The following is a 13,501-nucleotide window of genomic DNA, read 5'->3' on the forward strand; positions in this document are numbered from 1 at the left end:
ATGCGTCCTGTTGTCCGAAAATAGAGCACCCGGAAGGGAAGATGGGGATGAAAGGTTCATTCTTCTGGTGCCTGTGACAAAATAGCACAAGTCTCACCGCAGCAAACCGGAGCGCATGCCATGCAGGATCGTAACTTTGACGATCTCGCGGATAAATTTTCGCAAAATATTTACGGCACCACCAAAGGGAAAATACGCCAGGCCATTCTCCGGGATGAGCTGGAAAAGATATTGCCCGGACTCTCTCCACACCCGCTTTCGGTGCTGGATGCTGGCGGCGGTGTCGGCCAGGTCTCCAGCGGGCTTGCTGCCCAGGGCCATCAGGTTCTGCTGTGCGACCTCTCTGCTGAGATGCTGCGACGGGCCGCAGAAAATGCGGCGGCGCAGGGTGTGAGCCACAACATGCAATTCAGACAAATTAGCGCGCAGCAGGTGGGCGAACATTTGGATAAGCCGGTGGATCTGGTATTGTTCCACGCTGTGCTTGAGTGGGTCGCTGAACCGGAGAAGGTGCTTAAAGCGCTGTTCGATCTGCTGCGTCCAGGGGGGGTTATGTCGCTGATGTTTTACAATCTGCACGGCCTGACATTGCGCACCTTAACGCTGGGTAACTTCGGCTATCTGCGCACCAACCTGACCAAACGCAAAAAACGCACGCTGTCGCCTGACTATCCCCGCGATCCCGAACAGGTCTATCGCTGGCTGGAGGCGTGTGGTTTTGTGATTGAGCAGCGTGCCGGGATCCGGGTATTCAGTGACTACATGAAACCGCCGAAGGGCGAGCCAAAAAGCGACGACGAAATTATTGAGATGGAGCGGCGTTACTGCCGTCAGGAACCCTTTTTAAGCTTAGGGCGCTACATCCACGTGACCGCGCGTAAACCGGGGCAGAAGGACGAATTATGAGTGAATTTTCCCAGACGGTACCTGAACTGGTATCCTGGGCGCGCAAAAATGACTTTTCCCTTGCGCTGCCAGTGGAACGTCTGGCCTTTTTGCTGGCAATCGCCACCCTGAATGGTGAGCGAATGGATGGCGAAATGAGCGAAGGCGATCTGATTGATGCTTTCCGTCACGTCAGTAAGGCTTTCGAACAAACCCATGAGACCGTGCTGGTTCGTGCCAACAACGCCATCAACGATATGGTGCGGCAGCGCCTGCTCAACCGCTTTACCAGTGAACTTACCGAAGGCAACGCCATCTATCGCCTGACGCCGCTGGCGATCGGCATCACCGACTACTACATCCGTCAGCGTGAGTTTTCGACTCTGCGCCTGTCGATGCAGCTGTCAATTGTGGCCAGTGAGCTTAAGCGGGCCGCTGATGCCGCGCAGGAAAATGGCGATGAGTTTCACTGGCATCGCAATGTTTTTGCGCCGCTGAAATATTCGGTGGCCGAGATCTTCGACAGCATTGATATGACGCAGCGTCTGATGGATGAACAGCAACAGGCGGTGAAAAACGATATCGCCGAACTGCTGAATAAAGACTGGCGTGCGGCCATCTCCAGCTGTGAAATGCTGCTCTCTGAAACCTCCGGCACCCTGCGTGAACTGCAGGATACGCTGGAAGCGGCAGGCGACAAACTTCAGGAAAACCTGCTGCGCATTCAGGATGCCACGCTGGACAGCCCGGACCTGGGCTTCGTCGATAAGCTGGTGTTTGATCTGCAAAGCAAGCTCGACCGTATTACCAGCTGGGGCCAGCAGGCGATCGACCTGTGGATCGGCTATGACCGCCACGTCCATAAATTCATTCGTACCGCCATCGACATGGATAAAAACCGCGTCTTTGCGCAGCGTCTGCGGGTATCGGTGCAGAATTACTTCGACGCGCCCTGGGCGCTGACCTATGCCAATGCCGACCGCCTGTATGACATGCGCGATGAGGCGCTGACGCTGCGGAATGACGAAGTGATGGGCGAACTGCCGCCAGAGATGGAATACGAAGAGATCAACGAAATTCGCGAACAGCTGGCAGCCATGATTGAAGAAGCGCTGCAGGTTTATAAATCGCAACAGAAACCGCTCAACCTCGCATCAGTAATGCGTGACTACCTGGCCCAGTATCCACGCGCCCGCCATTTCGATCTGGCGCGCATTGTGGTGGATCAGGCGGTGCGCCTGGGCGTAGCGGAAGCTGATTTAGCCGGTTTGCCTGTGGAATGGCAAGCCATCAATATTTACGGAGCCAAGGTGCAGGCACATGTCATCGACAAATATTGAACAAGTGATGCCGGTTAAGCTGGCACAGGCACTGGCCAACCCGATTTTTCCTGCGCTGGATAGCCAGTTACGCGCCGGACGCCATATCGGTATTGAAGAGCTGGATAACCACGCTTTTCTGATGGACTACCAGTCATTTCTCGAAGAATTTTACAACCGCTATAACGTTGAGTTGATTCGTGCACCGGAAGGCTTTTTCTATCTGCGTCCGCGCTCAACCACGCTGATTCCGCGTTCCGTGCTCTCTGAGCTGGACATGATGGTCGGGAAAATCCTCTGCTATCTCTATCTCAGCCCGGAACGCCTGGCTAATGAAGGCATCTTTACACAGCAGGAGCTGTATGACGAGCTGCTCTCTCTGGCCGACGAGAACCGTCTGCTGAAGCTGGTAAACCAGCGTTCAACCGGTTCGGATCTGGATCGCACTAAACTGCAGGAGAAAGTGCGCGCCTCTCTGAGCCGCCTGCGCCGTCTTGGTATGGTGTGGTTTTATGGCAACGACAGCAGCAAATTTCGCATCACGGAGTCGGTGTTCCGCTTTGGTGCCGATGTACGCGGCGGTGATGACGCCCGTGAAGCGCAGCTTCGCCTGATTCGCGATGGCGAAGCCATGCTACTGGAAAACGCGACTGCGCCGGTCGACACCGATGAAGGTGAAGGGCAGGAAGGTGACGCGAGTGAGAACGCAGAGGAAGAACAGGCATGATTGAGCGCGGAAAGTTTCGTTCGCTTACGCTGATCAACTGGAACGGTTTTTTTGCCCGTACCTTTGATCTTGATGAATTAGTGACCACGCTGTCAGGCGGTAACGGTGCGGGTAAGTCCACCACGATGGCGGCATTTGTCACCGCACTGATCCCCGATTTAACGCTGCTGCACTTCCGTAACACCACCGAAGCGGGCGCGACGTCTGGCTCCCGTGACAAGGGCCTGCACGGTAAACTGCGGGCCGGCGTCTGCTACTCGATGCTGGACGTCGTGAACTCACGCCATCAGCGCGTGGTGGTCGGTGTCCGTCTGCAACAGGTCGCCGGACGCGACAAAAAAGTCGATATCAAGCCGTTCAGTATCCACGGCCTGCCAACCGACACCAATCCGACCGATATGCTGACAGAAGTGCTTAACAGTCGGCAGGCACGCGTATTACCGCTGAATGAAGTAAAAGATCGGGTTGAAGCACAGGAAGGCGTGCAGTTCCGCGCTTATAACTCCGTTACCGATTATCACGCCATGCTGTTTGATCTTGGTGTGGTGCCGCGTCGCCTGCGTTCCGCCAGCGACCGCAGCAAGTTCTATCGTCTGATCGAAGCCTCGCTCTATGGCGGTATCTCCAGCGCGATTACCCGATCGCTGCGTGATTATCTGCTGCCTGAAAACAGTGGCGTGCGTAAAGCCTTCCAGGATATGGAAGCTGCCCTGCGCGAGAACCGCATGACGCTGGAGGCGATCCGCGTTACCCAGTCTGACCGCGATCTCTTTAAGCATCTTATCTCAGAGGCGACCAGCTACGTTTCGGCAGACTATATGCGTCACGCCAACGAGCGCCGGGGACACCTCGACAGTGCGCTGCAGCTGCGCAATGAGCTGTTCAGCAACCGTAAGCAACTCGCCACCGAGCAGTATCGTCACGTGGAAATGGCGCGCGAACTGTCCGAGCACAGTGGTGCAGAAAACGATCTCGAAGTCGATTATCAGGCCGCCAGCGATCACCTGAACCTGGTTCAGACGGCGATGCGCCAGCAGGAGAAGATTGAGCGCTACGATGCGGATATTGAAGATCTGACGCTGCGGCTGGAAGAGCAGACCGAAGTCGTTGCTGAAGCGCGTGAAATTCAGGAAGAGAATGAAGCGCGTGCCGAAGCGGCTGAGTTGGAGGTGGATGAGCTGAAAAGCCAGCTGGCCGATTTCCAGCAGGCACTCGACGTGCAGCAAACGCGTGCTATCCAGTATCAGCAGGCCTTGCAGGCGCTGGAACGCGCCCGCACGCTTTGCCAGCTGCCCGATCTGACCATCGACAACGCTGCTGAATGGCAGGAAAGTTTCCAGGCTAAAGAGGAAGAAGCGACAGAACGGTTGCTGCGCCTGGAGCAGAAGCTGAGCGTGGCGGAAGCCGCGCACAGTCAGTTTGAACAGGCGCTGGCGCTGGTAACCAGCATTGCCGGTGACGTGTCCCGCCAGGATGCCTGGCAAACCGGCCGCGAACTGCTGCGCGATGCCAGCAACCAGCGTCATCACGCCGAACAGCTTTCTTCGCTGCGTCTGCGTCTGAATGAGCTGGAACAGCGTCTGCGCGAGCAGCATGAGGCGGAGCGACTGCTGGCCGAATTCTGCAAGCGTCAGGGGCAGCAATACGAAGCCGATGCGCTGGCAGGCCTGCAGCAGGAGCTTGAAGCACAGATTGAGCAGCTGAACAGCAGCGTTTCGGACGCCGGTGAGCAGCGTATGATGATGCGTCAGGAGCTGGAACAGCTGCGCGAGCGCATCACCAGCCTGACTGCCCGTGCACCGCACTGGCTGGCGGCGCAGGAGATTCTGACGCAGCTCAGCGAACAGACCGGTCAGGCGCTGAACAGCAGCCAGGACGTCACCGAATTTATGCAGCAACTGCTTGAGCGTGAGCGTGAAACCACCGTCGAACGTGACGAAGTGGCGGCACGCAAACGGGATATCGAGCAGCAGATTGAGCGGCTCAGCCAGCCGGGCGGTGCAGAAGATGCCCGTCTGACTCAGCTGGCCGAACGCTTTGGCGGCGTATTGCTGTCTGAGATTTATGATGATGTGACGCTGGATGATGCGCCGTACTTCTCGGCGCTCTATGGTCCGTCACGTCACGCAATCGTCGTACCGGATCTCTCACGGGTGCGTGAGATGCTGGAAGGTCTGGAGGAGTGTCCGGAAGATCTCTACCTGATCGAGGGGGATCCCCAGTCATTTGATGACAGCGTCTTCAGCGTTGATGAGCTTCAGAATGCCGTCGTGGTGAAAGTGGCAGAGCGTCAGTGGCGCTACTCCCGCTTCCCGAAAATACCCCTGTTTGGTCGCGCAGCGCGTGAGAATCAGCTGGAGCTGCTGCACCTTGAGCGCGACAAACTGGCTGAGCGTTACGCGACGTTGTCGTTCGATGTGCAGAAAACACAGCGTCTGCATCAGTCATTCAGCCGCTTTATCGGCACACATCTGGCGGTTGCCTTTGATGCCGACCCGGAAGCGCAGATCCGTCAGCTGGGCGCACGTCGGGGCGAACTGGAGCGGGCGCTCAATGAGCACGAGAGTAATAATCAGCAGCAGCGTCAGCAATATGCGCTGGCGAAAGAGGGCGTGTCGCAGTTAAACCGACTGCTGCCACGCGTCAATCTGCTGCTGGATGACACCCTGGGCGATCGCTGCGAAGAGATCCGTGAACAGGTTGATGCCGCTCAGGATGCGGCGCGTTTCCTGCATCAGCATGGCGCTAAGCTGGCGAAACTGGAACCGATCATCGCCGTATTGCAGAGCGATCCGGAACAGCACGAGCAGTTGCAGGCTGACTATCAGCAGGCGCAGCAGCAGCAGCGCAATGCGCGTCAGCAGGCTTTTGCCCTGACAGAAGTGGTGCAGCGTCGCGCCCACTTCAGCTATGACGACTCCGCCAGCATGCTCAACGGCAACAACGATCTCAGCGACAAGCTGCGTCAGCGTCTGGAGCAGGCTGAGGGCGAGCGCAGCCGCTGCCGCGATCGCCTGCGTGAACATCAGGCACAGCTGACGCAATATTCACAGGTGATGGCCTCGCTGAAAAGCGCTTATGACGCCAAACGTGACATGCTGAAAGAGCTGCAGCAGGAGATGCAGGACATTGGCGTCCAGGCTGACAGCAGCGCAGAAGAACGTGCGCGCGTGCGCCGTGACGAGCTCTACACTTCACTGAGCCACAATCGCGCCCGCCGCAACCAGCTTGAGAAACAGCTCACCTTCTGCGAAGCCGAGATGGATAACCTGCAGAAGCGCCTGCGTCAGCTGGAGCGTCAGTATCATCAGGTACGTGAGCAGGTCGTCAGTGCGAAAGCGGGCTGGTGTACCGTACTGCGTCTGGTGAAAGAGAATGGCGTAGAGCGTCGTCTGCATCGCCGTGAACTGGCTTATCTGAGCGGCGATGAGCTGCGTTCTATGTCGGATAAAGCGCTGGGTGCGCTGCGTCTGGCGGTGGCGGATAACGAACATCTGCGCGACGTACTGCGCCTGTCAGAAGATCCAAAACGTCCCGAACGTAAAATTCAGTTCTTTATTGCGGTTTATCAGCATCTGCGCGAGCGCATTCGTCAGGATATTATCCGTACCGACGATCCGGTCGAAGCGATTGAACAGATGGAAATTGAACTGAATCGCCTGACCGAAGAGCTGACCGCACGTGAGCAGATGCTGGCGATCAGTTCACGCAGCGCGGCGAACATCATCCGTAAAACGATCCAGCGTGAACAGAACCGTATCCGTCAGCTCAACCAGGGACTGCAGACCGTGAGCTTTGGACAGGTACGCAGCGTGCGGCTCAACGTGAACGTGCGTGAAACCCACGCCATGTTGCTGGATACGCTGTCGGAAGAGCACGAGCAGCATCAGGATCTGTTTAACAGCAATCGTCTGACCTTCTCGGAGGCGCTGGCGAAGCTTTATCAGCGTCTCAATCCGCATATCGACATGGGTCAGCGCACGCCACAGACCATCGGTGAGGAGCTGCTTGACTACCGCAACTATCTGGAGATGGAAGTGGAAGTTAACCGTGGTTCCGACGGCTGGCTGCGCGCAGAAAGCGGTGCGCTCTCAACGGGTGAAGCGATCGGTACTGGTATGTCCATTCTGGTGATGGTGGTGCAGAGCTGGGAAGAGGAGTCCCGTCGTCTGCGTGGTAAAGATATTTCCCCATGCCGACTGCTGTTCCTGGATGAGGCGGCGCGTCTGGATGCCCGCTCCATCGCCACGCTGTTTGAACTCTGTGAGCGACTGGAGATGCAGCTGGTGATTGCGGCACCGGAGAACATCAGCCCGGAGAAAGGCACCACCTATAAACTGGTGCGCAAGGTGTTTAATAACACCGAGCATGTGCATGTGGTCGGGCTGCGTGGTTTTGCTGCCGAGCCTCCCCCGGTGCGGGCGGAAAGCGAAGCGGACGCGCTGCCCGATCTGACTGCTGAAAAATCGCAGGCGGAAACGTAGTCAAAAACTGAACCATTGGTTAATCTGATAACGGCATTTGTCCCATGAGGCAAATGCCGTTTTTGTTTGTATACTCAGATCATGAGTAACGGCGCGGTCGCAGTGCATACAGGGAGCGCTGCGAAGCTGAAAAATAAGGGGGCAGGGATGTTGCTGGTAAAAAAATTAAATCATCATCGCGTTTTATCATTGTTAGCGCTGGCGCTAACTGCTATTCCATTTACGCTACCACAGGCCGCTGTTATCGCCGCGATGCCAGGGACAACGCAGGCGGCACTCTCCGTCTCCGAAAGTCAGCAACGCATCCGCCAGGCTTTTTCCAGTTCCGACCAGCCCTTTTATCAGGCCCCGCTGGCGACGCTCTATGCGTCCCGTCATATGCAACCGCTGTGGCAGAATGCTCAGGCGGTGCAGACATTTCAGCAGCAACTGGCCGAGGTGGCGCTGTCGGGCGTGCAGCCGCAGTTCACGCGCTGGATTGAGCGTCTGACTAACCCGGCTATTACCGGCTTCGCCCGCGATGTCACGCTCTCAGATGCAATGCTGGGCTATCTGCAGTTTGTTTCGAACGTGCCGACGCAGGGAGAAACCTGGCTTTACAGCAATGTTCCCTACAGGCTGACGCAGCCGTCGGTGGCGGTGGTGAATCAGTGGCAAAACGCGGTCAATGCGGGGTCGGATAACATCTTTATCGCTTCACTGCAGCCGCAGCACCCACAGTATCAGCCGATGCACGCTGCACTGAAAACGTTGCTCAGCGATAAACAGCCCTGGCCGCAGCTAAAAAGCAGTGAAACCCTGCGTCCGGGCCAGGTCAGTGACGATGTGCCTGCCCTGCGTGAAATTCTGCAGCGCAGTGGCATGTTAACAGCGCAGGTCAATGCGCCCGCACCGGATGACGATGCGGTGCCTGTAGCGCCGTCGCCGGTGAGCCACAGCGATCAGCCCGTGGCGGTGAGCCCTTCCGCCGCGCCCGTCAGCAATCTGATTACGCCTTCACCACAATCACCGGGTAACGTGCAGAATCAGACGCTGGCAGGTAACACCGCCAATATCTACGATGAGACGCTGGTGGCGGCGGTGAAGCGTTTCCAGCAGTGGCAGGGACTGGATGGCGATGGCGCTATCGGTGCCAGAACACGGCAGTGGCTGAACGTCTCTCCGCAGATGCGTGCTTCTCTGCTGGCGCTGAATATTCAGCGCCTGCGTCTGCTGCCGGACGATATGCATAACGGCATCATGGTCAACATCGCCAACTACTCGCTGATCTATTACAACAACGGCAACAAGATCCTCTCATCGCGCGTCATCGTCGGACGTCCCGATCGCAAGACGCCATTGATGCGCAGTGCGCTGAATAATGTTGTTCTGAACCCGCCGTGGAACGTGCCAACGACGCTGGTGCGTAAAGATATCATCCCTAAAGTGAAGCAGGACCCGACCTATCTCTACAAGCATGGTTATACCCTGCTGTCGGGCTGGAGTGCTGACGCTGAAGTGATTGATCCCAGCATGATCGACTGGCGCATGGTAACCGCCTCATCGTTCCCTTACCGGCTGATTCAGGCACCGGGCGTGGCGAATGCGCTGGGCCGGTATAAATTTAACATGCCAAGCTCAGATGCGATCTACCTGCATGACACGCCAAACCACAACCTGTTCCAGCGTGATATCCGTGCGCTCAGCTCAGGCTGTGTGCGGGTGAACAAAGCGTCTGAACTGGCTGGTTTATTACTGCAGGATGCGGGCTGGAACGACTCCCGTATATTCAGCACGTTAAAAGAGGGTGATACCCGCTACGTGCCGATTCGTCACCGCATTCCGGTCAATCTCTATTACCTGACGGCGTGGGTCGCTGATGATGGCAAACCGCAGTTCCGTACAGATATTTACAATTATGATGACACCGCCCGCTCAGGCAGTCAGGCCCTGAGTCGGGCTGAGCAATTGCTGCTCTAGTAATTGATTTTAAATCGTTCACCGCGAACCTTTATTAACGAAAGACATTATCAAATGGCGATCCCTCCTGGGATCGCCTCGCAAACCCGTGTCAGATGGGTTGACGCTTCTCTGAGAGAAAGTTATGGTTCGGCCTGTGCGCTTTTTGCACATTTCTATGGCTTCACTCTCAGGTAAACCGTTACATGTCTACTATTGATTCTTTTCGTCGCAAACTACTGCTGTGCGGTAGTGCCGCCGCCGGACTGGCATTATTGCCAGATTGTGCAAGGGCCTCGCTTTCTACGTCTCGCCCGCGTGTATTGATGCTTAATAATCTTCACACCGGTGAAACCCTTAAAACTGAGTTTTTTAATGGTAAGAGTTACGACAAGGATGAGCTGTCACGATTAAATCACTTTTTCCGTGACTACCGCGCCAACAAAGTAAAAAGCATCGATCCGCATCTTTTTGACCAGATTTTCCGCCTGCAGGCGCTGCTGGGCATGCGTAAACCGATCCAGCTGGTTTCCGGCTATCGTTCACTGGCAACCAACAACATGCTACGTGAGAGTGGCCCTGGCGTCGCAAAACACAGCTATCACACCAAAGGTCAGGCGATGGATTTCCACATCGAAGGGGTTTCACTGGCGAATGTACGCAAAGCGGCGTTATCTCTGCGTGCGGGTGGTGTAGGATATTATCCCCGCAGTAACTTTGTACATATTGATACCGGTCCGATCAGGCACTGGTAACGACACCGGCAACGCTGCGTGAGCCGGTCATGGAGCGTTATGAATTACCATATTATTCCTGTTACAGCTTTTGCCCAGAACTGCTCAGTCATCTGGTGCGATACCACTGGCGAAGCCGCGCTGGTCGATCCCGGCGGCGATGCCGGACTGATCAAACAAACGCTGGAGCAGCTAAAACGTAAACCCGCTCAGATTCTGCTGACGCATGGTCACCTTGATCACGTCGGGGCCGCTGTTGAACTGGCGGCTTTCTATCAGATTCCGATTGTCGGACCGCAAAAGCGCGATGCCTTCTGGCTGGAAGCCCTGCCTACGCAGAGCCGGATGTTCGGTCTTGACGAGTGCGCCCCTTTTACGCCCGATCGCTGGCTGGAAGAGGGGGATAGCGTGCAGGCAGGACTGACCACGCTTGAAGTCCTGCACTGCCCGGGACACTCACCCGGTCATGTGGTGTTCTTCGATCGTCCCGGAAGGTTGCTGATTTCAGGCGACGTGATTTTTAAGGGAGGCGTTGGGCGCACTGACTTCCCGCAGGGCGATCATCAGCAGCTCATCGAGGCTATCCGCACAAAATTACTGCCGCTGGGCGATGACGTGACGTTTCTTCCCGGTCACGGCCCGATCTCCACGCTGGGGCATGAACGCATCAGCAATCCTTTCCTGCAGTAAGAATCCGCTTTTTTCCGCAATAAAAAATGGGCCATCAGGCCCATTTTTGTGTCGTCATCTGCGTTATAACACGGCGACAATGGCTTCGCACAGCGCCGACATATTGTCTGGCGTCATGCCCGCCACATTCACGCGGCCTGAGTTAACGGCATAGACACCAAACTCTTCGCGCAGGCGAATCACCTGGTCTTTAGTTAAACCACTGAACGAGAACATGCCGTTCTGCTTAATGATAAAGCTGAAGTCACGCTGCGCACCTTTTTCCGCCAGGGTATTCACAAACAGCTGACGCATGCGCTGAATGCGCTGGCGCATATCTGACAGCTCCTGCTCCCAGATCGTGCGGAGCGCGTCGTTGCCGAGAATGGTGGCAACAACGGCGGCACCATGCGCCGGTGGGTTGGAGTAGTTGGCACGAATGGTGTACTTCACCTGGCTGAACGCCGTATCGGCCACGCTGGCTTCCGCCGCCACCAGGGTGATGGCTCCGACACGCTCGTTATACAGACCAAAGTTCTTGGAGTAGGAGCTGGCGACGATCAGCTCCTGATGCGAGGCGGCAAAAATACGCAGGCCTTCTGCATCTTCATCCAGACCACGGGCAAAGCCCTGATAGGCGAAGTCAAACAACGGCAGCCAGCCATTAGCCTGTGACAGCTGCGCCAGCTGCTGCCACTGTTCAGCTGTTGGATCGATACCGGTCGGGTTATGGCAGCAACCGTGGAACAGCACCACGTCGCCAGGCTGAACCTGTTGCAGCGACGTCAGCATCCCCTCGAAATCCAGCGTATGGTTTGCTGCGTCATAATAGTGGTATTCACACACTTCAAGACCGGCAGCATTGAACACGTTGTTATGATTCGGCCAGCTTGGGTTGCTGATCCAGACGCGCTTTACAGCGGTCTGCGTAGCGAGAAAATCTGCCGCCACGCGCAGCGCACCTGTGCCACCCGGCGTCTGCGCCGTGCGAGCGCGGCCTGCCGTGATCAGCGGACTTTCGTTGCCGAACAGCAGGGCCTGCGTGCAGCGGGCGAAATCCGCCAGACCATCAATGCTGAGATAGTTTTTCGTGGTTTCGTTTTCCAGCAGGTATTGCTCAGCTTTTTTAACACTGGTCAGCACCGGGGTCTTGCCGGTTTCGTCTTTATAGACGCCAATACCCAGATTGATTTTTTCAGGGCGGTCATCAGCACGAAACAGATCGGCCAGCCCGAGAATAGGATCGGCGGGTGCAGCAGAGATCGATTCAAACATGTGTCAGGTCCATTAGCGTGAACGTAAGCAAGAGAGCTGTCAGGGTAGCGCCCGGCCAGGCAAATGCCAACCGTTTGCGAGACAAATTCCTCTATTTTGCGGCATTGATTTCGCTATCGGGAAATACAGCGGCCAAAGTGCAGTTTAAGCGCGGGAAGAAAAGCGGATGGGTAAATAACGGGCATAAAAAAACGGGGCCAGGGCCCCGTTTTCAACATGCTTTAAGCAGGATTAGAACTGGTAAACCAGACCTACTGCTACAGTGTCATCAGTGTTCAGACCCAGCGCGTTGTTATCATCCAGCTGGTTGATCTGATAGTCCACATAGGTAGACATGTTTTTGTTGAAGTAGTAAGTCGCGCCAACGTCGATGTATTTAACCAGGTCAGCATCGCCCACGCCTTCGATGTCCTTGCCTTTAGACTGAACGTAGGCAATGGATGGACGCAGACCGAAGTCGAACTGATACTGTGCAACCAGTTCAATGTTCTGTGCTTTGTTAGCAGAAGCCGCGCTGGTGGTGTTGTTCAGACCAGTGACAACAGAGATAGGCGTAGAGTTACGGGTTTCACCGTACATCGCTGCCAGGTAAACGTTGTTTGCATCATATTTCAGAGCAGTTGCCCAGTTTTCAGCGCGTTTGCCCTGACCAACAACGTTACCGTTGATATCAGTGGTGCCGTCTGCCTGAGAGTCGGTACGATCGCTGCTGCTGTATGCGCCAACAACACCAACACCGATTGGTGAGGTATAGCTGGTTGATGCGCCCCAGCCGTCGCCGTTAGCACGACGAGTGTCGGTACGTTCGTTTTTGCCCTGATACTGAACGGCGAAGTCCCAGCCATCCACCAGACCAAAGAAGTTGGTGTTGCGGTAGGTCAGCAGGCCGGTGCTACGACCGTTCATGAAGTTATCAGAGTATCCTGAGTCACCACCGAATTCTGGCAGCATATCGGTCCAGCCGATTGCATCGTAAACCACACCGTAGTTACGGCCGTAGTCGATTGAGCCCGCGTCACCGAATTTCAGACCAGCAAAGCCCAGACGGGTCTTGTTACCATTCTGTGCGTCAGAACCTTCAGAGTTGTTTGCCTGAATGTTATATTCCCACTGGCCGTAACCGGTCAGCTGGTCATTAATCTGAGTTTCGCCTTTGAAGCCGAAACGAACGTAGGATTTGTCACCGTTGTTGCCATCGCCATTTGCAGCATCGTTATCAGAGAAATAGTGCAGGCCAACAGCTTTACCGTACAGGTCCAGTTTGTTGCCGTCTTTGTTATAGATTTCTGCAGCATTTGCTGCGCCGGCGGCTAACAGAGCAGGGATAACCACTGCAAGAATATTGCGCTTCATCATTATTCATTACCCTCATTGGAGTTATTTGTACACCTGCCACTGCCGTCAAGAAATCTTTACAGAACCCTGAACGAAGTTTGGTGTCTTCCTGTGTCTGCACGCATCTTTCCATCC

9 protein-coding genes are annotated in these 13,501 nt (G+C 55.7%); 7 read left to right on the forward strand and 2 right to left on the reverse strand.

Annotated features, from left to right (window positions below; genetic code table 11):
* Positions 1 to 120 precede the first annotated feature (120 nt).
* From cmoM to N5J69_RS14900, 7 genes are all read left to right on the forward strand, one after another.
* Complete coding sequence (gene cmoM / locus N5J69_RS14870) at positions 121 to 906, forward strand: tRNA uridine 5-oxyacetic acid(34) methyltransferase CmoM (RefSeq protein ID WP_279771340.1); 786 nt, start codon at positions 121 to 123, stop codon at positions 904 to 906.
* Positions 903 to 2,225: a chromosome partition protein MukF gene (gene mukF / locus N5J69_RS14875; protein WP_279771341.1), complete on the forward strand. Its 1,323-nt coding sequence runs from the start codon at positions 903 to 905 to the stop codon at positions 2,223 to 2,225. Before cmoM ends, mukF begins: the two co-directional genes overlap by 4 nt.
* Entirely contained in the window at positions 2,206 to 2,931 is a 726-nt protein-coding gene (gene mukE, locus N5J69_RS14880; protein ID WP_279771342.1) for a chromosome partition protein MukE, read from the forward strand. Before mukF ends, mukE begins: the two co-directional genes overlap by 20 nt.
* Entirely contained in the window at positions 2,928 to 7,415 is a 4,488-nt protein-coding gene (mukB, locus tag N5J69_RS14885) for a chromosome partition protein MukB (RefSeq protein ID WP_279771343.1), read from the forward strand. Before mukE ends, mukB begins: the two co-directional genes overlap by 4 nt.
* A gap of 147 nt (positions 7,416 to 7,562) precedes the next feature.
* Positions 7,563 to 9,374, forward strand: coding sequence for a L,D-transpeptidase (gene ldtD, locus N5J69_RS14890; protein WP_279771344.1), 1,812 nt, complete (start codon positions 7,563 to 7,565; stop codon positions 9,372 to 9,374).
* A 185-nt stretch (positions 9,375 to 9,559) separates the two neighbouring features.
* Complete coding sequence (locus N5J69_RS14895) at positions 9,560 to 10,108, forward strand: YcbK family protein (RefSeq protein ID WP_279771345.1); 549 nt, start codon at positions 9,560 to 9,562, stop codon at positions 10,106 to 10,108.
* Between the two features lie 39 nt (positions 10,109 to 10,147).
* A complete protein-coding gene (locus tag N5J69_RS14900) occupies positions 10,148 to 10,777 on the forward strand; it encodes an MBL fold metallo-hydrolase (protein WP_279771349.1) in 630 nt (209 codons plus the stop codon).
* A gap of 63 nt (positions 10,778 to 10,840) precedes the next feature.
* Here the strand turns inward: N5J69_RS14900 and N5J69_RS14905 are convergent, their stop codons facing one another.
* Both N5J69_RS14905 and ompF read right to left on the reverse strand, forming a co-directional pair.
* On the reverse strand, positions 10,841 to 12,031 hold the full coding sequence (locus tag N5J69_RS14905; RefSeq protein ID WP_279771350.1) for an amino acid aminotransferase: 1,191 nt from the start codon (positions 12,029 to 12,031) through the stop codon (positions 10,841 to 10,843).
* 231 nt (positions 12,032 to 12,262) lie between these two features.
* Positions 12,263 to 13,387 carry a porin OmpF gene (ompF, locus tag N5J69_RS14910; RefSeq protein ID WP_279771351.1) on the reverse strand — a complete coding sequence of 375 codons (1,125 nt, stop codon included), beginning with the start codon at positions 13,385 to 13,387 and terminating at the stop codon, positions 12,263 to 12,265.
* Between the last annotated feature and the right edge of the window lie 114 nt (positions 13,388 to 13,501).

Source organism: Pantoea sp. GD03673 (genome assembly GCF_029844725.1).
Lineage (GTDB): Bacteria > Pseudomonadota > Gammaproteobacteria > Enterobacterales > Enterobacteriaceae > Pantoea.

Excerpts from the sequence above, each read along its gene's own strand:
- N5J69_RS14900 (WP_279771349.1), top strand. The coding sequence starts at position 10,148 with ATGAATTACCATATTATTCCTGTTACAGCTTTTGCCCAGAACTGCTCA.
- N5J69_RS14895 (WP_279771345.1), top strand. The coding sequence starts at position 9,560 with ATGTCTACTATTGATTCTTTTCGTCGCAAACTACTGCTGTGCGGTAGT.
- ldtD (WP_279771344.1), top strand. The coding sequence starts at position 7,563 with ATGTTGCTGGTAAAAAAATTAAATCATCATCGCGTTTTATCATTGTTA.
- mukE (WP_279771342.1), top strand. The coding sequence starts at position 2,206 with ATGTCATCGACAAATATTGAACAAGTGATGCCGGTTAAGCTGGCACAG.
- mukF (WP_279771341.1), top strand. The coding sequence starts at position 903 with ATGAGTGAATTTTCCCAGACGGTACCTGAACTGGTATCCTGGGCGCGC.
- mukB (WP_279771343.1), top strand. The coding sequence starts at position 2,928 with ATGATTGAGCGCGGAAAGTTTCGTTCGCTTACGCTGATCAACTGGAAC.
- cmoM (WP_279771340.1), top strand. The coding sequence starts at position 121 with ATGCAGGATCGTAACTTTGACGATCTCGCGGATAAATTTTCGCAAAAT.
- N5J69_RS14905 (WP_279771350.1), bottom strand. The coding sequence starts at position 12,031 with ATGTTTGAATCGATCTCTGCTGCACCCGCCGATCCTATTCTCGGGCTG.
- ompF (WP_279771351.1), bottom strand. The coding sequence starts at position 13,387 with ATGATGAAGCGCAATATTCTTGCAGTGGTTATCCCTGCTCTGTTAGCC.